Raw genomic sequence first — 23,452 nt, 5'->3', positions numbered from 1 at the left:
GGGTCACGCCTGCGCCACATCCAGCGCGCTGATGCCGAACGCCCCCTGTGGTGTGCCCGGTCGGGCGCTGACGAGGTCGATCCGCAGGCGGCGGGTGCGGACCGCGTCGAAGGTGACGACGGTCGGCTCGCCGGAGACCGCGGCCCAGTCGATGTCCGCGTCGGGCACGGGAACATGGCGCTCACCGTCCCACGCCGACACGGTGACCGCCTTGGGCAGGGAGTGCCGGGCGTCGACGGTGAAGGACAGTTCGAGTCGGCCGATCGTCCGCTCCTCCTCCCACGCCACCGACACCCAGTCGCGCGGGCGGGCCCCGTCGAAGGCGGGCAGCAGCGCGGTGGCGGCCTTCTGGAAGGCGTTGGACCACTGGGTCGCCGGGTTCCCGTCGAGCATCGCCGCGGGCAGGGTGTTCGCCGCGCCCGAGTAACCGGCGTCCGCGTGCGGGTACGTGACGGCGGTGCCCGGGTCCGGGGCGAAGGGAGCGGCGGGCGTGACGGGCGCGCCGGCCGGTCCGGTCAGCCGCACGGACGTCTTTCCCGCGCGCAGCCCGTCGGCCCGCGCGGTGACGGTGAGCGCGCCGGGCCGGGTCCCCGAGCGGACCATGGCGAGGGCGAGACCGTGGAAGGCGGTGCGGGTACTGGCCTGGTAGCGCTCGGCGCTCTCCTGACGGCCGTTGTCCACGCCCGCCAACTGCCCTCCGCCGACCGCGAACTCGATGAGGTGCTCGGCGTCGGGCACGACCACACCGCGCGCGTCGACGACCTCCGCCGTGACGAAGACCAGGGAACGCCCGTCGGCCGCGAGCTTCTTCCGGTCGGGCGTCAGGCGCACGGCGTGCGCCGGGCCGGCCGTGCGCAGGACGTCGGTCGCCACGGTCCTGCCCCCGCGCCGCGCCACCGCCTTCAGCTCACCCGCCGCGAACGGCACCTTCCACGTCAGGTGCAGTTTGCCCGCGCTGCCGTTGGGGCTGGTGTAGCTGCCGGGGTAGGCGCCGGTGGTGACGGTCTTGTCGTCACCGGTCGCCTCCGTGGTCTCCAGGTGGACCCGGCCGTCGACGGTCTTCTTCTCGTCGAACGAACGCGAGCCCAGGGAGCGCCCGTTGAGGAACAGCTCGACCTCAGGAGCGTTCGCGTACGCCCACACCTCCACCTCCTGACCGGCCTCGTGCGTCGTCCAGTCCATCGGCAGCAGATGCACCATCGGTTCGTCGGACCACTGGCTGCGGAACAGGTGGTACATGTCCTTGGGGAACCCGGCGGTGTCGACCGCGCCGAAGAACGACGCCTTCACCGGGAACACGTCGTACGGGGTGGGCTCGCCGATGTAGTCGATGCCGGACCACAGGAACTCCCCCGCGAAGAAGCGCCGGTCGCGGTCCTTCTTCAGGCCGTACTCGCCGCTCATCGTCCAGGAGGCGAGGTTGTTGTCGTAACTGGAGGTGGCGCGCCGGCCGGGGGTGTGGTTCTCCCCCGTGTTGAGGTGTTCGGGCTCCTGGTACGTGCCCCGGCTCGACGTCTCCGACGACGACTCGGACTCGAAGAGGAACAGGTGCGGGTAGCGGGTGTGCAGGGCGTCGACGGACGCGGCCGTGTTGTAGTTCAGGCCGAGACCGTCCAGCTTGGCGAGGATCAGGTCGGCGGGCGATCCGACGGCGGGGAGCGAGCGGTACTTGTCGGAGCCGATGACGACCGGCCGCGTCGTGTCGAGGGCCTTGATGTCATCGATGAGGCGCTGCGCGATGGCGATGCCCTCGGTGCGGGTGGAGTCGGGGATCTCGTTGCCGATCGACCACATGAGGACGGCCGGGGAGTTGCGGGCGGCGAGCACCATCTCGGCGATGTCGGCGTCGCTGTGCTCGTCGAAGAACCGCCCGTAGTCGTAGGGGTTCTTGCCGGTGCGCCAGCAGTCGAAGGCCTCGACGAGCATGATGACGCCCAATTCCTCGCAGGCCTCGATCACCTCGGGCGCGGGCGGGTTGTGCGAGGTGCGCAGGGCGTTGACGCCCATGCTCTTCATGATGGTCAACTGGCGTCGCACGGCGTCGGGGTGGACGGCCGCGCCGAGCGCGCCGAGATCGTGGTGGAGGTCGACGCCCTTGATCTTCATGTGGGTGCCGTTGAGCGAGAGGCCCTGCTCCGGGTCGAACACGGCGTGCCGGACACCGAAGCGGGTGCGGTACGTGTCGACGGTGCGGCCGTCCACGCGCAGATCGGTGACGAGGGTGTACCGGTGCCCCGGGGTGTCGATGGACCACAACTGCGGGTCCTTGACGGTGAGCCGGTCGTGGGCCGTCCCCGGGGCGCCCGCGACGCCCTTGAGCACGGACTCGGCGCGGGCGACGCGGCGCCCCTCGGGGTCGCGGACGGTGGAGACGACGGTGACGTCCCGAGCGGCGCCCGCCTCGCCCACGACCGTGGTGCGTACGTCGACCGTCGCGTACCCCTTGTCGAGGGTGGCGGCCAGGTCCGGCGTCGTCACGGACGTGCCCCAGCGCTCCACGTGCACCGGCTCGGTGACCACGAGGCGGGCGCGGCGGTAGATGCCGCTGCCGGAGTACCAGCGGCTGCTGGGCAACCGGTTGCGGACCTCGACGGCGAGCACGTCGGGGGTGCGGCCGTCGGTGTGCACGAGGTCCGTGATGTCGTAGGCGAACCCGGTGTAGCCGTAGGGGTGGTTGCCGACGAGCCGTCCGTTGACGTAGACGTTCGCGTCCATGTAGACGCCGTCGAACTCGACGGAGATCCGCTTGCCCGCGTAGCCGCGCGGCACGGTGAACTTCTTGCGGTACCAGCCGAGTCCGCCCGGCAGGAACCCGGTGCCGCTCGTCGTGTTGTGCGCGGTGGTGGGGGTCTGCTCGATGCTCCAGTCGTGCGGGATCGCGACCGTGCGCCAGTCGGTGTCGTTGAAACCGGGCTGCTCGGCGTCGGCGTAGGCGCCCGTCGGGTCGGTGATGGCGCCCGGGTCGACGAGCGCGAACCGCCAGCCGTCGGTGAGTTCGACGGTGCGCCGGCCGACGGTGCCGGTGCGCTCGGCGGCGTGGGCGACGGGCGCGGCCGACACGCCGACGGCGGAGGCGGCCGAGGCGGCGGCGCCCGCGGCCAGCACGGTTCTACGAGTGACAGGCATGGGCGGATCCCCTCGAAGCGAACACGATTCACCAGAAAGCAACTGGCTTGCGGTAACGGATCCTTCGACTTCGAACACTGATTAGTCAAGGCTCTTACCGAATCGTGTTTCCGGGACCCCTGTGCTTCCTGAGGCTCTCCGCCACCGCGCGCGCAAGCAGCAGATGGCCGCGGTCCCCCGGATGCACACCGTCCACGAGGTGTTCCGCGCCGAGCAGAGGGCCGCCCGGCAGGAGGACGAGCCGCTCGTCACCGCTGTCGACGGCATCGCGCGCCGCCCGCTCGACCGCGTGGCGCAGTTCGGCCAGGGTGGCGCCGAGTGCGTTGGGTGTCGTCTCGGCGTCCGGGCGGAGCACCGGGGAGAGCACGAGCAGCGGGGCGTGCGGATGGCCGGCGCGGACGACGGCGAGGAACGCGCGGGCCGTCTCGTACAGCAGCGGCGCCGTATGCGGCGTACGCGTCCAGCAGTGCGTGCCGAACGCGACGGCCACCAAGTCCGCCTCCAGGGAGGCAAGTTGTTGGGCGGAGGCGAGTTCGCCGCGGGCGGCGCCCGCGTATCCGAGGTTCACGTCCTCGACACCGAGGGCCCGGCCCGCGACGGAGGGCCAGGCGAAGTGCGGGCGGGTCGCGGCCCAGCCCTCCGCGAGGGAGTCGCCGTACACGAGCCAGCGCGGACGGGGCGCGGACGGTTCGATCGCGCCACCGCCGAGCGCCCGCACCTCTTGGACCAACGGCCGCAGCGCCGCCGGGAGTTGCACGGTGTACGTGCCGTCGGGCCGGGGCAGCGGGAGCCGCGCCACATGGGTGCCGACAGCGGCGGGCACGTCCACGCCGCCGACCACGGTGAACGCGGCCGGTATGCCGCGGCGGGCGTCCACCTCCGACGGCTCCGACCCCTCGTAGGCGACCTCGACCGCGGTGACGCCGTGCGCCGTGAACTCCAGGCGCACCCCGGCCGGCACGAGGGCCCGTTCCCAGGTGTCGGCGGGCAGCCGGTCCCGGTCGGCGGGGTCCGCGCGCACGGGCCGGCCGTCCGGCGCCCACCAGGAGGCGCCGCGCACGTACTCCCTCACCGGGCGGCGGCGAGCGTCGGGGGGGGGGAGCCCGGACTCGGCGACCCGGCCGGGCGGGGCGTACTCGACGGCGACCGTGCGCACGAGTGACAACAGGTCCGCCTTCGGAGGGGCTCCCTCCCAGGGTTTCGGTACGTCGGTCTCGTACGGCACGTCGAGGTCCATCGCGTCGCTCCTCCGCAGGGTGCTGGGCGACCATGCGGGAGCCCTGACGAAGTGTCAAGGGAGCCGGACGCGGCCGGGCGGAATCCCCGGTCAACCGGAATGTCCGGCTTGCGGATAGCGTTGACCGCAAGGAGAAATGCGGCGGACACGGAACATCCGCGGCGAAAGGTGGCGCACAGTGCACGGCGAGTACAAGATCCCCGGCGGCAAGCTCGTCGTCGTCGACGTCGGTGTGAAGGACGGCGTGCTCCGCGACGTCCGGGTGGCGGGCGACTTCTTCCTGGAGCCGGACGACGCGCTCCCGGCGATCGACGCCGCGCTGGAAGGCGCCCCGGCCGACGCCGACCAGGCGACGCTCGCCGCCCGCGTGGAGGCGGCGCTGCCGCCCGGCACCACCATGCTCGGCCTGACCACCGACGGGGTCGCCACGGCCGTGCGCCGCGCGCTCGCCCAGGCCACCGACTGGCGCGACTACGACTGGCAGCTCGTCCACGACGCCCCGCAGTCCCCCGTGCTGCACATGGCGCTGGACGAGGTGATGACGGAGGAGGTCGCCCTCGGGCACCGCCCGCCGACCCTGCGCGTATGGGAGTGGGACCGCCCCGCGGTGATCATCGGCAGCTTCCAGTCGCTGCGCAACGAGGTGGACCCCGAGGGCGTCGCCCGGCACGGCGTCACCGTGGTGCGGCGGATCTCCGGCGGCGGCGCGATGTTCGCCGAGCCGAAGTCGACGATCACCTACTCCCTCGCCGTCCCCGAATCGCTCGTCTCGGGCCTCTCCTTCCAGGACTCGTACGCCTACCTCGACGACTGGGTGCTCGGCGCGCTGGCGGACATGGGCATCAAGGCCTGGTACCAGCCGCTCAACGACATCGCCACGGACATCGGGAAGGTCGCGGGCGCCGCCCAGAAGCGCATCGTGGCGGGCGCGGGCGCCGTCCTGCACCACGTGACCATGTCCTACGACATCGACGCCGACAAGATGGTCGAGGTCCTGCGCATCGGCCGCGAGAAGCTCTCCGACAAGGGCACCAAGAGCGCCAAGAAGCGCGTCGACCCCCTGCGCCGCCAGACCGGACTCCCCCGCGAGGAGGTCATCAACCGCATGATCGACTCGTTCCGCGGCCGGTACGGGCTGACCGAGGGCCGGGTGACGGAGGCGGAGATGGCCCGCGCGGAGGAACTGGTCCGCACGAAGTTCGGCACGGCGGAGTGGACGGCGCGGGTGCCGTGACCGTCCACCGCCGGCGTCGGGCTCAGGGGAGCCGGATGTCCCCGGAGCGCGTCGGTACGGCGTCGAGCGCGGCCAGCGTCTCCTCGTCGAGGACGATCGCGCCCGCCTCGACGTTGGCCCGCAGGTGCTCCGGGTCGGCGGTGCCCGGGATGAGCAGCACGTTCGGGGCGTGGTGGAGCAGCCAGGCGAGCCCGGTCTGCGCCGCGGTGGCGCCCACCGTCCGCGCCGCGGCGACGACGGCGGCCTCGTCGGTCACCTTCGGCATGCCGGGGAAGGCGCTGCCGAGCGGGAAGTACGGCACCCAGGCGATGCCCTCGTCCAGGCAGAGCCGGAGCATGTCCTCGTCCCCGCGCGACACGAGACTGTAGGAGTTCTGCACACAGGCGACGCCCGCGGGGAGCGCGGTGCGCAGTTGCTCCGGGCTGACGTTGCTGACGCCGATCGCGCCGATCTTGCCCTCGTCGCGCAGTTCGGTCAGCACGGCGAGCTGATCCTCGATGCCGACGATCTGGTCCCCTTCGGCGCGCAGCCCCGGGCCGATGTCGGCGCGGCGCAGGTTGACGAGCGGGATCCGGTCGAGGCCGAGGCTCTTGAGGTTGTCCTCGACACCGGCCCGCAACTGCTTCGGCCGCTGGGCGAGGCGGAGCGGGACGGGGCCGCCGTGGGCGGGTTCGGCGCCGACCTTGCTGACGACGATGACGTCGTCCTCGGGGCGCAGCGCCTCGGCGATGACCTCGTTGACGAAGCCGTGGCCGTAGAAGTGGGCGGTGTCGATGTGGTCGATGCCGAGTGCGACGGCGCGGCGCAGGAGCGCGACGGCGGCGGCGCGGTCGTCCCGGAGCCGTTCGAGCTGCATGGCGCCGAAGCCGATACGGGAGACGGTGCGCCCGGCGAGCGAACCGGCCCCGCCGGGGCGGGGCGCGCCGGTGGCGGTGACGTCGTCGGAGCGGTCGCCGGGGGTGCGGCCGGCGGAGGAGGCGTGGGAGCTGGTGGTGGCCATGACTGTTCCGCCCTCGTGAGACGATGAGGTAAACGGAGGGACTCCGTTATTGCGACCGTACCTTGAACGGAGGGCCTCCGCTTTGACCGCGTCCGCATCCGCCCGCCCCGATCCCGCGCACCAGCCCCCGGCAGGAGCCGCGCGCCCGGCCCGGGCCGACGCCCGGCGCAACCGGGAGAAGCTGCTCGCCGCCGCCCGCACCGCCTTCGCCGCGACGGACGGCGCCGCCCCCCTCGAGGCCGTCGCCCGCGAGGCCGGAGTCGGGATCGGCACGCTCTACCGCCACTTCCCCACCCGCGAAGCCCTCGTCGAAGCCCTCTACGCCGCCGAGCTCGACGCCGTCGTCACCAGCGCACCGGCGCTGCTCGCCGACCTGGCGCCCGAGGCCGCGCTGCACGCCTGGGTCGACCGGTACGCCGGGTTCCTCGCGACCAAGCGCGGCATGTCCGACACCCTGCGCGCGGGTTGGGCCTCGGGCAGCATCGCGACACCGGCCACCCGCGAACGGCTCACCGCGGCCATCGCGCTGATCCTCGACGCGGGGGCCGAGGCGGGCACGCTGCGCACGGACGTGGAGGCCGAGGAGGTCACGATGATGCTTCTCGGGGTGTTCCTCTCCACCACGGCGAGCAACTGCCCGGAGCGGACGGAACGGTTGCTGCACCTGGTGATCGACGCGCTGCGACCGGCCTGAGCGAGGGTTCCCGCAGGAGCCGTCCCCCGACCGTCGGGTCCGCTCCTCCAGCACGCAAAGATCCCCAGGTCAGCGAGGTGACCTGGGGATCTCAGTGGTGTCCGAGGGGGGACTTGAACCCCCACGCCCGATAAAGGGCACTAGCACCTCAAGCTAGCGCGTCTGCCATTCCGCCACCCGGACAAGGTGTCTGCCGTTCGCGGGGTGTTCCCCGCGGCGACATGGACAACAATACCAAGGTTTCGGAGTGGCTTTCACCTGCGTATCCGGTGCCCGCATCACCGGCCTGAGCTGCGGCTTTGGCGCCTCACCAGGAGTGACGGGCCGGTCACCGCGACGCGGTCACGGCATCAGGTGGTACTCCGGGAAGTTGCCGGGCAGCCGCTCCCCCGCCGGGCCCTCGGTGACGGCCCTGATCAACAGCTCGCCGCCGACGAACGCGCCGCGCCAGGACGCGCCGAACCCGCCGAACAACTCGTCCCGGTCACCGCGCGAGCGCGGCTTGCCGTGGCCGACCTTGAAGGCGCGGATCTGCGGGGCCAGGCGCTCGTACGTCGCGGTGTCGTCGGTGGAGAGGGTGGCGACCAGGGCGCCGTTCGAGGCGTTCATGGCGGCGAGCAGTTCCGCCTCGGTGTCGACCAGGACGATCGTGTCGACCGGGCCGAAGGGTTCGGCGTGGTGCAGGGGTGACGACGGGGGCGGGTTCAGGAGCGTCACCGGCTGGACGTAGGCGCTCGTGTCCTGGCCCGGCAGGAAGCGGTCCGGGTCGGGGGCGGAGCGGTACAGCGGGACGGCCCCGCGGTCGATGGCCTCGGCGACCTGATCGGTCAGCTCCTTGGCCTTCGCCGCGTTGATGAGCGGGCCGAAGTCCAGCTCCGGGTAGGGGTCCTCGGGGGCGGCGACCGCGAGGGGGTGGCCGACGCGCAGGGTGCGTACCGCCGGGAGGTACGCGGCGAGGAACGCGTCGAAGGCGTCACGCTGCACGACGAAGCGCGGGTAGGCGGTGCAGCGCTGCTTCCCGTAGTCGAAGAGCTTGGGGAGGGTCGCGGTGAGCTTGTCCCAGTCCGTGTGGTTCCAGATGCCCCAGGTGTTGAGTCCTTCCTGTTCGAGAATGTGCCGCTTGCCGAGGTCGGCGACGTCCGTGGCGACGGAGGCGCCGGTGTCGCGCCCGCCGACGAAGGAGACGCAGCCGATCTCGGGCGCCCGCACCAGCGCCTGGGACAACTGGCCGCCGCTGCCGCTGACGAGCGTGACGGGGATGCCCTCGCGGGCGGCGAGGGCACACGCCAGGGTGAGGCAGGAGACGCCGCCGTCGGTCGGGGCCTTGGCGATGACCGCGTTCCCTGCCAGTGCTTGGACCAGCATGGCGTGAACGAGCACGCTCATCGGATAGTTCCAGCTCGCGATGTTCGAGACCGGTCCGGCCAGCGGCGTGCGCCCACCGAGCATGGTGTCGATGCCGTCGACGTACCAGCGCACGCCGTCGATGGCGCGGTCCACGTCGGCCCGGGCGAGCCGCCACGGCTTGCCGATCTCCCAGACGAGGAGCAGGGCGAGCAGGTCGCGGTGGTGGGTGAGCGCGTCGAGGGTGGCGGCGACGCGGGCGCGCCGTTCGGCGAGGGGAATGTGCCGCCAGGCGCGGTGCTGGTCGAGGGAGGCGCGGACGGCCTGGTGGGCGGTGGCCGCGTCGAGGCGGGGCGGGCCGGCGATGGGGCTGCCGTCGACGGGGGTGGTGGCGGGCAGGGCGCGGCCGTCGGCGCGCCATCCACCGTTCCAGAGGTTGAGGACGCGGTCGTCGTGGAAGGCCTCGGGAGCGACGGCGAGGCAGCGCTGCCACGCGTCGTCCCAGGAGGTGCCTGCTTTGAGGGTGGTTGCCATTTCGGGGATCTCCGCTCACGGTGCACAGTCGGGGCGGGGCTGAGTCATGGCTGTTTCGTGCTGTGGACGGGAGGTGCCCACGCGGCGCCTCCCGTATGCCCAGGCCGTACGAGGACGGCCACTTGGCGCCTATGAGACGCGTCACTGTCCTTGCGCGAGCCGGTCGAGGACGAGGCGTGCCGTCTCCGTCGGCGTGGCTCCGACGCGCACCCCGGCGGCCTCCAGGGCCTTCCTCTTGGCCCGCGCCGTGCCGGACGAACCGGAGACGATGGCACCCGCGTGCCCCATGGTCCTGCCCTCGGGCGCGGTGAACCCGGCGATGTAGGCGACGACCGGTTTGGTGACGTGGTCCTTGATGTACGCGGCGGCCCGCTCCTCCGCGTCGCCGCCGATCTCCCCGATGAGGACGACGAGGTCGGTCTCCGGGTCGTCCTCGAAGGCGGCCAGGCAGTCGATGTGGCTGGTGCCGATGACGGGGTCGCCGCCGATGCCGACACAGGTGGAGAAGCCGATGTCCCGTAGTTCGTGCATGAGTTGGTAGGTGAGCGTGCCCGACTTGGAGACGAGCCCGATGCGGCCGGGTTTGGTGATGTCGGCGGGGATGATGCCGGCGTTGGACCGGCCGGGGGTGATGAGGCCGGGGCAGTTGGGGCCGATGACGCGGGTGCGCCGACGGCGGGCGTACGCGTGGAAGGCGACGGCGTCGTGCACGGGGATGCCCTCGGTGATGACGACGGCGAGCGGGATGCGTGCCGCGGCGGCCTCGATGACGGCCGCCTTGGCGAAGGCGGGCGGCACGAAGACGACGGTGGTGTCGGCGCCGGTGGCCCCGATGCCTTCCTCCACGCTGCCGAAGACGGGGACGGCGCGGTCGTCGAGGTCGACGGTGCGACCGGCTTTGCGGGGGTTGACGCCGCCGACCACGTCGGTGCCCGCGGCGATCATGCGGCGGGTGTGCTTCATGCCCTCGGCGCCGGTCATGCCCTGGACGAGGACCTTGCTGTCCTTGGTGAGATAGATGGCCATGTCCCGGCTCCTCACAGGGGGTTGGCGGCAAGGGCGAGGTCCGCCGCCTGCCGTGCGGCGCCGTCCATCGTGGCGGCCTGCCGGATCAGCGGGTGGGCGCGGGCGTCGAGGACGGCGCGGCCACGGGCGGCGTTGTTGCCGTCGAGGCGGACGACGAGCGGCTTGGTGAGCCGTACGCTGTCGAGGGCCCGCACGATGCCGTCCGCGACGGTGTCGCAAGCGGTGATGCCGCCGAAGACGTTGACGAGGACGGATCTGACGGCGGGGTCGGAGAGGATGACGTTCAATCCGTCGGCCATGGTGCGGGCGGAGGCGCCGCCGCCGATGTCGAGGAAGTCGGCGGGGCGGGCGCCGCAGGCGGCGACGACGTCGAGGGTCGCCATGACGAGGCCCGCACCGTTGCCGATGACGCCGACCTCGCCGTCGAGCTTCACGTAGTTGAGGCCCTTGGCGGCTGCCTCGGCCTCCAGCGGGTCGTCGTGGGTGACCTCCTGAGCGCCCCAACGCTCGCGCCGGAAGCGGGCGTTGTCGTCGAGGGTGACCTTGCCGTCGAGCGCGATGATCTGTCCGTGCGGGGTACGCACGAGGGGGTTCACCTCGACAAGGACGGCGTCCTCGCGCGTGAGGACGTTCCACAGCCGGACGAGGACGTCGACGGCCCGCGGTGGAAGTCCGGCCGCCTCGGCGATCTGTGCGGCCTTGGCGGTGGTGACGCCCTCGGTGGGGTCGACGGGGATGCGGGCGACGGCTTCGGGCCGGTCCGCGGCGACCTCCTCGATCTCCGTGCCGCCCTCGGCGGAGGCGATGGCGAGGAAGGTGCCGGCCGCGCGGTCGAGGACGTAGGAGACGTAGAACTCGGCGGCGATGTCGACGGGCCGGGCCAGCATCACCGTGCGCACGGTGTGGCCCTTGATGTCCATGCCGAGGATCCGGCGCGCCGCGGCCTCGGCGGCGGCCGGGTCCGCGGCGAGCCTGACACCGCCCGCCTTGCCGCGGCCCCCGGTCTTGACCTGTGCCTTGACGACGACCCGGCCGCCGAGCCCGCGGGCGATCTCCCGGGCCTCCTCGGCGGAGTCGGTGACCTCGGCTTGCGGCACCACGATGCCGTGTTCCGCGAAGAGTTCCCTTGCCTGGTGTTCGTACAGGTCCATTCCGGCTCCTGACTCGAAAGTGCCGCACGCCCCCTGGACACCACCCATCGGATGCGGGATAACAAGGTTCATACAGTATTCGTCGACTGTATGCAATGTACGAACGACGCGTGAGAGCCGTGCCGGAGCCGTGCTCACAGGCCTTCCGACCTGCTCTTTCTCATTCCCCTACGAAGGGACGGGACTTCGTCATGCCCCAGTCCGATGCGGACAACGGCCAGGAACAGATCTCCGGAGGGCATCTGGTCGCCAAGGCACTCAGAGCCGAGGGGGTGGAGGTCATCTACACCCTGTGCGGCGGCCACATCATCGACATCTACGACGGCTGCGTCGACGAGGGCATCGAAGTCGTCGACGTACGGCACGAACAGGTCGCCGCGCACGCCGCCGACGGCTACGCGCGCATCACCGGCAAGCCCGGCTGCGCCGTCGTGACGGCCGGGCCCGGCACCACCGACGCCGTGACCGGTGTCGCCAACGCGTTCCGGGCCGAGTCACCGATGCTGCTCATCGGCGGCCAAGGCGCCCACACCCAGCACAAGATGGGCTCTCTGCAGGATCTGCCGCACGTGGACATGATGACCCCGATCACCAAGTTCGCCGCGACCGTACCGGACACCGCGCGCGCGGCCGACATGGTGTCCATGGCGTTCCGCGAGTGCTACCACGGGGCACCGGGCCCCTCCTTCCTGGAGATCCCGCGCGACGTGCTCGACGCCAAGGTGCCGGTGGAGAAGGCGCGGGTGCCGCGGGCCGGCCGCTACCGGGCCTCCACCAGGTCCGCGGGCGACCCGGACGCCGTCGAGAAACTCGCCGACCTCCTCGTGCACGCCGAGAAACCGGCGATCCTGCTCGGCAGCCAGGTGTGGACGACACGCGGCACCGAGTCGGCCGTCGAGCTGGTGCGCACCCTGAACGTGCCCGCCTACATGAACGGCGCGGGCCGCGGCACCCTGCCGCCCGGCGACCCCCACCACTTCCAGCTCTCGCGCCGCTACGCCTTCTCCAACGCCGACCTCATCGTCATCGTCGGCACCCCCTTCGACTTCCGGATGGGCTACGGCAAGCGGCTCTCCCCCGACGCCACCGTGGTACAGATCGACCTCGACTACCGCACCGTCGGCAAGAACCGCGACATCGACCTCGGGATCGTCGGCGACGCCGGGCTCGTCCTCAAGTCCGTCACCGAGGCCGCATCGGGGCGGATCAACGGTGGCGCGGCCCGGCGCAAGGAGTGGCTCGACGAGCTGCGCGCCGCCGAACAGACGGCGATCGACAAGCGGCTGCCGAACCTGCGCTCCGACGCCTCCCCCATCCACCCCTACCGCCTCGTCAGCGAGATCAACGACTTCCTCACCGAGGACTCGATCTACATCGGCGACGGCGGCGACATCGTCACCTTCTCCGGGCAGGTCGTGCAGCCCAAGTCGCCCGGCCACTGGATGGACCCGGGCCCGCTCGGCACGCTCGGCGTCGGCATCCCCTTCGTCCTCGCCGCCAAGAAGGCGCGGCCCGACAAGGAGGTCGTCGCCCTCTTCGGCGACGGCGCGTTCTCCCTGACCGGCTGGGACTTCGAGACGCTCGTCCGCTACGACCTGCCCTTCGTCGGGATCGTCGGCAACAACTCCTCGATGAACCAGATCCGGTACGGCCAGAAGGCCAAGTACGGCGACGCGCGCGAACGCGTCGGCAACACCCTCGGCGACGTCCACTACGACAAGTTCGCCCAGATGCTGGGCGGCCACGGCGAAGAGGTCCGCGACCCCGCCGACATCGGCCCCGCGCTGCGCCGCGCGCGCGAGTCCGGCAAGCCGTCCCTGATCAACGTATGGGTCGATCCGGACGCCTACGCCCCCGGAACCATGAACCAGACCATGTACAAGTAGTGAGGTGAGTCCCTCATGACCAAGGCTCTCGAAGGCATCCGCGTCCTCGACATGACCCACGTCCAGTCGGGGCCCTCCGCCACCCAGCTCCTCGCGTGGCTCGGCGCGGACGTCGTCAAAGTGGAGGCGCCGACCGGTGACATCACGCGCAGGCAACTGCGCGACATCCCGGACGTCGACTCCCTCTACTTCACGATGCTCAACTGCAACAAGCGGAGCATCACCCTCAACACCAAGACCGAGCGCGGCAAGGAGCTGCTGACCGCGCTCATCCGCCGCTCCGACGTGATGGTCGAGAACTTCGGGCCGGGCGCCGTCGACCGCATGGGGTTCACCTGGGACCGCATCCAGGAGATCAACCCGCGGATCGTGTACGCCTCCATCAAGGGGTTCGGCGAGGGCCCGTACACCGACTTCAAGGCGTACGAGGTCGTGGCCCAGGCGATGGGCGGCTCGATGTCGACCACCGGCTTCGAGGACGGGCCGCCGCTCGCCACGGGCGCCCAGATCGGCGACTCCGGTACCGGCATCCACGCGGTGGCCGGCATCCTCGCCGCGCTGCTCCAGCGGGAGAGCACCGGGCGCGGCCAGCGTGTCAACGTGGCCATGCAGCACGCGGTGCTCAACCTGTGCCGCGTCAAACTGCGCGACCAGCAGCGCCTCGCGCACGGCCCGCTCGCCGAGTACCCGAACGAGGACTTCGGCGACGAGGTGCCGCGCTCCGGGAACGCCTCGGGCGGCGGGCAGCCCGGCTGGGCCGTGAAGTGCGCACCCGGCGGCCCCAACGACTACGTGTACGTGATCGTGCAGCCGGTGGGCTGGCAGCCGCTGAGCGAGCTGATCGGGCGGCCTGAACTGGCCGGCGACCCCGAGTGGGCGACCCCGGAGGCGCGGCTTCCCAAGCTCAACAAGATGTTCCAGCTCATCGAGGAGTGGTCCTCGACGCTCCCCAAGTGGGAGGTGCTCGAGCGGCTCAACGCCCACAACATCCCGTGCGGCCCGATCCTCTCCACCAAGGAGATCATCGAGGACGCCTCGCTCGTCGCCAACGAGATGGTCGTCGAGGTGGAGCACCCGCAGCGCGGCTCCTTCACCACCGTCGGCTCCCCGCTCAAACTCTCCGACTCCCCCGTGGACGTCACCAGTTCCCCGCTGCTCGGTCAGCACAACGAAGAGGTCTTCGTCGGTGAACTCGGGCTCGGCGACGAGGAGTTGCTTCTTCTCAAGTCGAACGGAGTGATCTGATTGATGGCCGAGGACCGTGAGCTGACGGTACGCGCGCTGCTCGACACGGTACGGGCCGAGGGCCGCACGGCGCTCACCGCGCCGGAAGGCAAGGTGATCGCCGACGCGTACGGGATCGCCGTCCCCGGCGAGGCCCTGGCCACCGACGTCGAGGAGGCGGTGGCGGCGGCGGCGCGCTTCGGCAAACCGGTGGTGCTGAAGATCGTCTCCCCGGACATCCTGCACAAGACCGACGCGGGCGGTGTCGTCGTCGGGGTGGAGGGCGCGGCCGACATCCGGGCCGCGTTCCACCGGATCGTCGACAACGCGCGCGCGTACGCGCCGGACGCGCGGATCGCGGGCGTGCAGGTGCAGGAGCTGCTGCCCACGGGGACGGACACGCAGGAGGTCATCGTCGGAGCCGTCACCGACCCGACGTTCGGCAAGATCGTCGCGTTCGGGCTCGGCGGCGTGCTCGTGGAGGTCCTGAAGGACATCACCTTCCGGCTCGCCCCCGTCAGCGCCGACGAGGCGGTCGGCATGCTCGACTCCATCCGCGCGGCGGAGGTGTTGCGCGGGGTGCGCGGCGCGCGCGGCGTCGACCGCTGGGCGCTGGCCGAGCAGATCCGCCGGGTGTCCCACCTGGTGGCGGACTTCCCCGAGATCGCCGAGGTCGACCTCAACCCCGTCATCGCCACACCGGAGGCCGCGGTCGCCGCCGACATCCGGGTGATCCTCGCCGAAGGGGCGCCGCGGACTCGGCGCACGTACACGCGCGAGGAGATCCTCACCTCGATGCGGCGCCTCATGGAGCCACGCTCGGTCGCCGTGATCGGCGCCTCGGGCGAGCAGGGCAAGATCGGCAACTCGGTCATGCGCAACCTTGTCGACGGCGGCTTCCCCGGAGAGATCCATCCGGTGAACCCCAGGGCCGATGACATTCTGGGCCGCAAGGCGTACAAGAGTGTCACGGACGTCCCCGGTGAGGTGGATGTGGCGGTCTTCGCGATCCCCGCCAAGTTCGTGGCAGCGGCCTTGGAGGAGGTGGGACGCAAGGGGATCCCTAACGCGGTGCTCATCCCGTCCGGCTTCGCGGAGACCGGTGAACAGGGCCTCCAGGACGAGCTCGTGGCCATCGGCGAGCGCTATGGCGTGCGGCTGCTCGGGCCGAACATCTACGGCTACTACTCGACGTGGCAGGACCTGTGCGCCACGTTCTGCACGCCGTACGACGTGAAGGGCGGGGTGGCGCTCACCTCGCAGTCCGGTGGCATCGGCATGGCCATCCTCGGCTTCGCGCGCAGCACCAAGACGGGCGTCTCGGCGATCGTGGGGCTCGGCAACAAGTCCGACCTGGACGAGGACGACCTGCTCACCTGGTTCGGTGAGGACCCCCACACGCAATGCATCGCCATGCACCTGGAGGACCTGAAGGACGGACGTGCTTTCGTGGAGGCGGCGCGGGCGACCGTGCCGAAGAAGCCCGTCGTCGTTCTCAAGGCCGGACGGACGGCCGCGGGCGCGAAGGCCGCCGGGTCCCACACGGGCGCGCTGGCCGGCGACGACGCCGTCTACGACGACATCCTCAGGCAGGCCGGTGTCATCCGGGCCCCGGGCCTGAACGACATGCTGGAGTACGCGCGGGCCCTGCCCGTGCTGCCCACCCCGCGGGGCGACAACATCGTCGTCATCACCGGCGCGGGCGGCTCCGGTGTGCTCCTGTCGGACGCCGTGACGGACAACGGCCTGCGGCTGATGGAGATACCGCCCGACCTGGACGCCGCCTTCCGGGCGTTCATCCCGCCCTTCGGGGCCGCGGGCAACCCCGTCGACATCACGGGCGGCGAGCCGCCGTCGACGTACGAGGCGACGATCCGCCTCGGCCTGGAGGACCCGCGCATCCACTCGCTCGTGCTCGGCTACTGGCACACCATCGTCACCCCTCCCATGGTCTTTGCGGAGGTAACGGCCCGCGTCGTCCGGGAGTTCCGCGAGCGTGGCATCGAGAAGCCCGTCGTCGCGTCGCTGGCCGGGGACGTCGAGGTCGAGGAGGCGTGCCAGTACCTCTTCGAGCGCGGCGTGGTCGCGTACCCGTACACGACCGAGAAGCCGGTGGAGGTGCTCGGCGCCAAGTACCGGTGGGCGCGCGCCGCGGGCCTGTTGAGGGGGCGGTCCATGACCTGATCCGAGGCGGGTCCGGGCGGCGGTGCGCGTCGCCTCGACCCAGGTCCCGTGCGCACACGAAAGCCATTTGGACAGGGGGCGCTGGCCAGATCTTTCGACGCAAGGGGTGCGACCGTCATGACAACCACCGAGCTACCCGCCTCCGTCCCGTACAGGGAGGTGGCGGACGTCAACGGCCGGGTGTACCGGGTCGGCGAGAGCGACATCGACATCATGGGCCGCAAGCGCAGGTGGATGGTGATCCTGCCCTGGGTGGGCATGATGGGGATCTCCTCCGCCGAATACGCGTTCGCGTCCGCCGAGGACACCTTGCACACCGCGCACGACTGGAACAGTCTGCACATCTTCTGGATGATGACCGTCTGGGTGTTCTTCCAGGCCGCGGTGGCCTTCCCCGCGGGCAGGTTGCGTGAGAGCGGCAGACTGCCGGCTCGCTGGGCCATGATGATCGGCGCCTGCGGCACCTTCATGGGGTACCTGTCGCTGGCTCTCGCGCCGCATGTCGTCGTCGCCTACCTCGGTTTCAGCATGCTCAGCGGTATGGGTGCGGGCATGGTGTACGCCACCTGCGTCAACATGGTGGGCAAGTGGTACCCGGAGCGCAGGGGCGGCAAGACCGGCTTCGTCAACGGCGGCTTCGCCTACGGATCGGTGCCGTTCGTCTTCCTGTTCACCGGCTTCATGGACCTCACCAACTTCCGCTGGGTGCTGCTGTCGGTGGGTGTCCTGCTCGCGGCGATGGTCGCGAGCGCCGGTTACTTCTTCAAGGACCCGCCGAAGAACTGGTGGCCCGCGACCATCGATCCGCTCAACCCTCCGGAGGACCCGCGCGCGCGGCGTTCCCTGGCGAAGAACCCGCCGGCCGTCAAGCAGTACACCCCCATGGAGGCGTGGCGGACCGGCCGGGTCGCGCTGATGTGGTGCTGTCTGGCGTGCACCTCCGGCGTGAACATCTTCGGTATCGCCTTCCAGGTGGACATCGGTGAGGAGGCGGGGTTCGCCGGCGGGATCGTGGCCACGGCCATGTCGCTGAAGGCGATCGTGAACGGCAGCGGGCGCGGTGTCATCGGCTGGCTCTCCGACCGTTACGGCCGCAAGCAGTGCCTGCTCGCGGTCTGCGCCATTCTGGGCGCCGCCCAGTTCGGCATCCTCTTCTCGGCCGAGGCCAAGAACCTTCCCCTGTTCCTGACCTTCTCCGCGGTGTCGGGCTTCGGCGGCGGCGCCATCTTCCCGATGTTCGCCGCCCTCACCGCGGACTACTTCGGCGAGAACAACAACGCGACCAATTACGGCATGGTCTACAGCTCCAAGCTCGTCTCCGGCCTCGGCGCGGGCATGGGCGCTGTCGTCGTCGGCGCGTGGGGGCATTCCGGCGCCTTCGTCCTGGCGGGCTGCATCTCGTTCTTCGCCGGCTTCATCGCGCTCTTCCTGTCGCCGCCCGGCAGGCCGAAATCCCGTGGCATTCGACCCAACCCGCAACCACTCGGTGAGGAGATGGCTTGATATGACGGCGGAGCCCATCGCCGCAGGAAACACCGCACGGACCACCGGCACGAGATACCGAGAGATCACCGACGAGAACGGCCGCGTCTATCGCGTCGGCGAGACGGACCGCGACATCCTCGGCCATTCCCGTAAGTTCATGGTGTATCTGCCATGGGTCGCGATGATGGCCATCAGCGTCTCCGAGTACGCGTACGGTTCGGCGGAGGACACCCTGTCCAGTGCGCACGGCTGGACGCAGTCGAACACCTTCTGGATCCTCAGTGTCTGGGTGTTCTTCCAGGCGGGCATCGCCTTCCCGGCCGGATGGCTGCGGGAGAAGGGCATCCTGACTGCCAAGAGAGCGACGATGACCGGCGCCTTCCTGTGCTTACTGGGGTTCCTCGCCCTGTCCCATATCGACGACGTGTGGCTGGCGATCCTCGGGTTCGGTGTCATCGGCGGCCTGGGCTCCGGCCTCGTCTACGCGACCTGCATCAACATGGTCGGCAAGTGGTTTCCGGAACGCAAAGGCGGCAGGACCGGCTTCGTCAACGGCGGGTTCGCCTATGGGTCGTTGCCGTTCATCTTCATCTTCAACTACGGCTTCGACACATCGAACTACCACCGGGTGCTCGACATGATCGGCGTGTACGTCCTCGTCGTCGTCCTGGTGTGTGCCTTCTTCTTCAGGGACCCGCCGAAGAACTGGTGGCCGGCCGAGGTCGACCCGATGGCCAAGAGCGGTTCGGGCAAGAGCGAGCGGAGCCTCGCCAAGAATCCCCCCGCGGTACGGCAGTTCACTCCGAAAGAGGCCATCAGGACCGGGATGCTGCCGCTGATGTGGCTGACTCTCGTGCTGACGGCCGGAGTGTCGATCTTCGGCATCTCCTTCCAGGTGGACTTCGCCAAGGAGGTCGGTTTCGGCCCGCTCGTCGCGGCGTCCTCGATGGGTGTCATGGCGGTCATCAACGGGGTCGGCCGTGCGGTCGTCGGCTGGCTGTCGGACATGCTGGGCCGCAAGGAGAGCCTCGTCTTCGTGATCGTCGTCCTGGGGCTCGCCCAGTTCGGCGTGATCTGGGCGGGCGACATCCGCAGCGAATGGCTGTTCCTGTTCTTCGCCTTCCTGTCGGGCTTCGGCGGCGGCGCCTTCTACCCGATGTTCGCGGCGCTGACCCCGGACTACTTCGGCGAGAACTACAACGCCACCAACTACGGCCTTGTCTACAGCGGCAAGCTCGTCAGCGGCCTCTTCGGCGGCGGGCTGGGCTCCATGGTGGTCGCCGCGTGGGGCTACAACGGGGCGTACGCGCTGGCCGGCGGGGTCTCGATGCTGGCGGCGGCCGTCGCCCTGCTTCTGCGCCAGCCGGGCCGGGAGCGGGACACCGCCGCTCAGTAGGTACGGGCGCGAACCGAGTGGGGCCCGGCCGTGAAGGCCGGGCCCCACTCATGCGACATGCGGTCAGCGCCTCTTGCGCAGCGCCGCCAGATTGTCGTAACCGATCTTGGCGTACTTCAGTGACTGGCCGAGGTCCGTGGAGCTCGGTGCGTTGTCCTGCTCGACCATGGGGTTGTGGTAGTTCTTCTCGCCGACCCTGCTGAAGAAGGTGCGGTAGTCGATGACCCCCTCACCGAAGGCCACCATGTCGTAGCCCTCCCCGCTCGTGTCGTTGCGCGTGCCGTCCTTGGCGTGGAACAGGGGGTAGCGCTTGTTGTTGCGGGCGACGAGCCCGGCCGGGTCGAAGACCTTCTCCTGCTGTGTCCCGTCGTGCGCGGTGTAGGTGTGGAACTTGTACTGGGCGACGTGCGCCCAGAAGATGTCCATCTCGAGCCAGACCGTCCTCGGGTCGGTCACCTCGAGGAAGTACTCCAGCTTGCGGATGCCGGAGCTGCGGGTCGGTCGTCCCTGCGCGTCGAGCGGGCCGCCGTCGAGCAGGAAGCCGTACGCCGCGTCGTGGTTGTGGGTGTAGAGCTTGATACCGGCCTTGCGCGCGAGGTCGCCCAGCGCGTTCCACTTGTCGGCGGCCACGTCCCAGTCCGCCTTGTACGCGCTGTTGGTGGGGTCGCCGCCGGTGCCCATGTGGGCCATGCCGAGGATGTTGGCTATCTCCAGGTGCTTCTTGAACGTGTCGGTGTCGGCCTGGGTCAGCGGCCACGACGACGGGATGAAGCCGTGGTTGCCCTGGGCCCGCAGGCCGTACTCGTCGAGCCAGGACCGCAGCAGCTTGGCGCCCGCGACGGATTCGAGGTTGGCGCCGCCCGGGGCGTTCGCGTGCTGTCCGTACCCCGCGAACTCGACCTGCTTGTATCCGTAGCGGGCCAGCTCCTTGAAGACCTCGCGGAAACCGGAGGGCAGGTCGCTGGTGAGCGGGTCGCGGCCCGTCGCGTCGCGCACGGTGTAGAGGATAATGCCGCGCTTGTCCGCGGGGACGAGTGCGCTGCCGCGGCCGTGTCCACCGTGGTCGTGGCCGTGTCCGTGGCCGCCGCCACCCCCGGTCTGCGCATCGGCGAAGGAGGGTGCGGCGCCGAACACGGGCGCGGCGATCGCACCCGCGGCGACGGCGGTGCAGGTGCTGAGGAAGCGGCGGCGGTCGATGCCGAGACGCTGTCGGAGGGCGTCGGCGGCGGGGGTGTCCTGGAAGTCGGTCACAGGTGCCTCTCTTCGACGTGCGGGTGAACGGTGCGGGGACCACTGGCGTGTTGTCAGTGGCGCGTGCTTCACTCTCTGTAACTGGTCCTGGTCAGGAGCGGGTCGGGTCGAGCTCTGTCTCGGCTCAGCTCAGTCCGGCCAGCTCCAGGAGCAGGGATTTCACTTGGGTGGCCGGGACTCGGCCGGGAAGTGCGTGGGGGGTGGAGCTGATGATGAGCGGACCGTCGTCGTCGCTCGTGGGGAGGCGGCCGTGGCTGCCTCGGATAGGTGAGGGGTCCAGGGGCACGACCGCCATGCGGTAGCGCATCCCGAGCTTCTTGCGGGCCAGCGCGCCCGCGGCCTTGACCTTGACGTACGGGTCGAGGGGGTCCATGAACAGTTCGACCGGGTCGTAGCCGGGTTTGCGGTGGATCTCGACGAGCTGCGCGAAGTCGGGCGCGTGGGCGTCGTCGAGCCAGTAGTAGTACGTGAACCAGGCGTCGGGTTCCGCGATCGCGACGAGTTCGCCGGAGCGGGGGTGGTCGAGGTGCTGGTCCTTCTTGCCCTGGTCGTCGAGGAGTTGCTCGATGCCGGGGAGGTCGGCGAGGGCGGCGCGGGTGGCGTCGAGGTCCTCGGGGCGCCGCACGTAGATGTGCGCGATCTGGTGGTCGGCGACGGCGAACGCCCGTGAGGTCATCGGGTCGAGGTACTCCATGCCGTCCTGCGTGTGCACTTCGAGCAGGCCGGCGCGGCGCAGGGCCCGGTTGATGTCGACGGGGCGGTCGACGCGCGTGATGCCGTACTCGGAGAGGGCGACGACGGTGCGTCCTTCGGCCCTGGCGTCGTCGAGGAGCGGGGCGAGCGCCCTGTCGAGTTCGGCGGCGGCCCGGTGGGCGCGGGGGTCGTCGGGACCGAAGCGCTGAAGGTCGTAGTCGAGGTGAGGGAGGTAGCAGAGGGTGAGATCGGGGTGGCGGGTGGCCATGACGTGGCGGGTGGCGTCGATGATCCACTGGCTGGAGACGATGTCGGCGCCCGGTCCCCAGAAGTGGAAGAGGGGGAACGTGCCGAGTTTGTCGGTGAGTTCGTCGTGCAGGGCCGGGGGCCGGGTGTAGCAGTCGGGTTCTTTGCGGCCGTCGGCGTAGTAGACCGGGCGGGGGGTGATGGTGATGTCGGTGTCGGCGCCCATGGCGTACCACCAGCAGATGTTGGCGACGGTGTAGCCGGGGTGGGCGCGGCGGGCGGCGTCCCAGAGTTTGTCGCCGGACACGAGGCCGTTGTGCTGGCGCCACAGCAGGACGTCACCGAGTTCGCGGAAGTACCAGCCGTTGGCGACGATGCCGTGTTCGGAGGGCATGGTGCCGGTCAGGAACGTGGACTGGGCGGCGCAGGTGACGGCGGGCAGGACGGTGCCGAGGGGCGCGCGGGAGCCGGACTGGCCGAGCGACTTCAGGTGCGGCATGTGGTCGAGGAGACGGGGGGTGAGGCCGACGACGTCCAGGACGAGGAGCGGGGTGGGGCCGGTGTTCTTCATGGCAGCTCCTTGAGGCCGAGGTCGGTCAACAGGTCGCGGGCGAGGGAGAGTTCGGCGGCGATGCCGTCGGCGAGCTGGGTCCTGGCGCGGGGCCGCAGTTCGGGGGGCAGCGCCTGCCAGGTGTACGTCTCGACCTCCAGGTGGTGGGTGAGCGGGTGGGCGCCGCCGACGAGCCGGGCCAGCGTGGAGGTGAGGACGGGCAGCGTGGAGGTGAGCGGTGCGGCGGGGGCCGCGTGCAGGGGGACGTGGAAGTGGGCGCGCCAGGGGGTGGCGTCCGGCAGGGCGGCGCCGTCGAGGGCGGGGCCGAGGTCGTCGGTGCCGTGCAGGCCGTCGGCGGTGACGGTGCGGGTCTGGTGCAGGAAGCGGGGTTCGTCGAAGGCGGCGAGCGCTTCGCGGACTTCGGGGAGATGGGGGTGTTCGGCGTGCAGGGCGGCGGAGAGCTGGGATTTGACGACGGGGATGTGGGCGGCTGCGAGGCCGTCGAGCGCGGTGTCCGGGTCCTCGAAGGAGGTGGCGAGGTGGCAGGTGTCGAGGCACAGGCCGATGCGGTCGGCGCGGGCCACGGCGGTGAGCGGGGCGATCGCGTCGGCGGTGGTCTCGACGGTGCAGCCGGGTTCGGGCTCCAGGCCGACGCGGAGGGACTTGCCGCTCAGTTCTTCGAGGGCGTCGAGGCGTTCGGCGAGCGTGACGAGGGCGGTGCGGGCGGTGACGGCGCGCCGGTCGTCGTAGGCGGTGCGCCAGGCGAGCGGCAGGGTCGAGATGGTGCCCTCGGTGACGTCGGCGGGGAGCAGAGCGGCAAGGAGACGGGCCAGGTCGCTGGTGTGGGCGAGGCGCTCGGGGTCGGCCCAGTCCGGCTTGTAGACGCGGTACTTGACCTCTTCGGCGCCGAACCCTTCGTAGGGGAAGCCGTTGAGGGTGACGACTTCGAGGCCGCGCCGGTCGAGTTCCGCGCGCAGGCCGCGCAGCGCGGCCGGGTCGGTGATGAGGGTGCGGGCGGCGTTCCTGGCGAGCCACAGGCCGATGCCGAGGCGGTCGCGGCCGAGGCGTCTGCGGACGGGTTCGCAGTGGTCGCGAAGCTGGGCGAGGACGCCGTCGAGCGTCTCGGCGGGGTGCACGTTGGTGCAGTACGCGAGATGGACGAGGGAGCCGTCGGGGTGGCGGAAGCGCATG

The 23,452-nt window shown here is 70.7% G+C and carries 16 protein-coding genes and 1 tRNA gene; 7 read left to right on the top strand and 10 right to left on the bottom strand.

Features of this window, described 5'->3' with window-relative positions:
- Positions 1–3: 3 nt before the first annotated feature.
- Both ACIRF8_RS17490 and ACIRF8_RS17485 read right to left on the bottom strand, forming a co-directional pair.
- Positions 4–3,126, bottom strand: coding sequence for a sugar-binding domain-containing protein (locus tag ACIRF8_RS17490; protein WP_404215682.1), 3,123 nt, complete (start codon positions 3,124–3,126; stop codon positions 4–6).
- A 94-nt stretch (positions 3,127–3,220) separates the two neighbouring features.
- Positions 3,221–4,363 (bottom strand): GDSL-type esterase/lipase family protein, encoded by a 1,143-nt coding sequence (locus ACIRF8_RS17485; protein WP_404215680.1) that lies wholly within the window; start codon positions 4,361–4,363, stop codon positions 3,221–3,223.
- Between the two features lie 178 nt (positions 4,364–4,541).
- Between ACIRF8_RS17485 and ACIRF8_RS17480 the strand changes: the two genes are divergently transcribed.
- Positions 4,542–5,597: a biotin/lipoate A/B protein ligase family protein gene (locus ACIRF8_RS17480; protein ID WP_404215678.1), complete on the top strand. Its 1,056-nt coding sequence runs from the start codon at positions 4,542–4,544 to the stop codon at positions 5,595–5,597.
- Positions 5,598–5,619: 22 nt separating this feature from the next.
- On the opposite strand, the gene ACIRF8_RS17475 is transcribed toward ACIRF8_RS17480, so the two are convergent.
- Entirely contained in the window at positions 5,620–6,597 is a 978-nt protein-coding gene (locus ACIRF8_RS17475) for an aldo/keto reductase (RefSeq protein WP_404215676.1), read from the bottom strand.
- A gap of 82 nt (positions 6,598–6,679) precedes the next feature.
- Here ACIRF8_RS17475 and ACIRF8_RS17470 point away from each other — a divergent pair, with 82 nt between their 5' ends.
- On the top strand, positions 6,680–7,291 hold the full coding sequence (locus ACIRF8_RS17470) for a TetR/AcrR family transcriptional regulator (protein WP_404215674.1): 612 nt from the start codon (positions 6,680–6,682) through the stop codon (positions 7,289–7,291).
- A gap of 95 nt (positions 7,292–7,386) precedes the next feature.
- Here ACIRF8_RS17470 and ACIRF8_RS17465 read toward each other — a convergent pair.
- The 4 genes from ACIRF8_RS17465 to sucC all read right to left on the bottom strand — a co-directional run bounded on the left by ACIRF8_RS17465 (position 7,387) and on the right by sucC (position 11,346).
- A tRNA-Leu gene (locus ACIRF8_RS17465) sits at positions 7,387–7,474 on the bottom strand.
- 159 nt (positions 7,475–7,633) lie between these two features.
- Positions 7,634–9,169: an aldehyde dehydrogenase family protein gene (locus ACIRF8_RS17460; protein WP_404215672.1), complete on the bottom strand. Its 1,536-nt coding sequence runs from the start codon at positions 9,167–9,169 to the stop codon at positions 7,634–7,636.
- A gap of 141 nt (positions 9,170–9,310) precedes the next feature.
- Positions 9,311–10,195 carry a succinate--CoA ligase subunit alpha gene (gene sucD, locus ACIRF8_RS17455; protein WP_404215670.1) on the bottom strand — a complete coding sequence of 295 codons (885 nt, stop codon included), beginning with the start codon at positions 10,193–10,195 and terminating at the stop codon, positions 9,311–9,313.
- Between the two features lie 11 nt (positions 10,196–10,206).
- Complete coding sequence (sucC, locus tag ACIRF8_RS17450; RefSeq protein WP_404215668.1) at positions 10,207–11,346, bottom strand: ADP-forming succinate--CoA ligase subunit beta; 1,140 nt, start codon at positions 11,344–11,346, stop codon at positions 10,207–10,209.
- Between the two features lie 191 nt (positions 11,347–11,537).
- On the opposite strand from sucC, the gene ACIRF8_RS17445 reads away from it, so the two are divergent.
- The 5 genes from ACIRF8_RS17445 (at position 11,538) to ACIRF8_RS17425 (ending at position 19,521) form a co-directional block, all read left to right on the top strand.
- Entirely contained in the window at positions 11,538–13,232 is a 1,695-nt protein-coding gene (locus ACIRF8_RS17445) for a thiamine pyrophosphate-binding protein (protein ID WP_404215666.1), read from the top strand.
- A gap of 15 nt (positions 13,233–13,247) precedes the next feature.
- The gene (gene frc, locus ACIRF8_RS17440; protein WP_404215664.1) at positions 13,248–14,477 is read left to right on the top strand and encodes a formyl-CoA transferase; all 1,230 of its coding nucleotides are present in this window, start codon (positions 13,248–13,250) and stop codon (positions 14,475–14,477) included.
- A gap of 3 nt (positions 14,478–14,480) precedes the next feature.
- A complete protein-coding gene (locus ACIRF8_RS17435) occupies positions 14,481–16,640 on the top strand; it encodes an acetate--CoA ligase family protein (protein WP_404215662.1) in 2,160 nt (719 codons plus the stop codon).
- Positions 16,641–16,757: 117 nt separating this feature from the next.
- A complete protein-coding gene (locus ACIRF8_RS17430) occupies positions 16,758–18,143 on the top strand; it encodes an OFA family MFS transporter (RefSeq protein WP_404215660.1) in 1,386 nt (461 codons plus the stop codon).
- 1 nt (position 18,144) lies between these two features.
- On the top strand, positions 18,145–19,521 hold the full coding sequence (locus ACIRF8_RS17425) for an OFA family MFS transporter (RefSeq protein ID WP_404215658.1): 1,377 nt from the start codon (positions 18,145–18,147) through the stop codon (positions 19,519–19,521).
- A gap of 63 nt (positions 19,522–19,584) precedes the next feature.
- Here ACIRF8_RS17425 and ACIRF8_RS17420 read toward each other — a convergent pair whose 3' ends face one another.
- The 3 genes from ACIRF8_RS17420 to eboE all read right to left on the bottom strand — a co-directional run bounded on the left by ACIRF8_RS17420 (position 19,585) and on the right by eboE (position 23,451).
- On the bottom strand, positions 19,585–20,772 hold the full coding sequence (locus ACIRF8_RS17420) for a sugar phosphate isomerase/epimerase family protein (protein WP_404215656.1): 1,188 nt from the start codon (positions 20,770–20,772) through the stop codon (positions 19,585–19,587).
- A gap of 124 nt (positions 20,773–20,896) precedes the next feature.
- Positions 20,897–22,282 carry a nucleotide pyrophosphatase/phosphodiesterase family protein gene (locus ACIRF8_RS17415; RefSeq protein WP_404215654.1) on the bottom strand — a complete coding sequence of 462 codons (1,386 nt, stop codon included), beginning with the start codon at positions 22,280–22,282 and terminating at the stop codon, positions 20,897–20,899.
- Entirely contained in the window at positions 22,279–23,451 is a 1,173-nt protein-coding gene (gene eboE, locus ACIRF8_RS17410; RefSeq protein WP_404215652.1) for a metabolite traffic protein EboE, read from the bottom strand. Before eboE ends, ACIRF8_RS17415 begins: the two co-directional genes overlap by 4 nt.
- Position 23,452 lies beyond the last annotated feature (1 nt).

It is taken from the genome of Streptomyces sp. NPDC102406, assembly GCF_044765725.1.
GTDB lineage: Bacteria > Actinomycetota > Actinomycetes > Streptomycetales > Streptomycetaceae > Streptomyces.
Note: the sequence above shows the minus strand (reverse complement) of the source record. Positions and strands in the feature narration are given on the sequence as shown.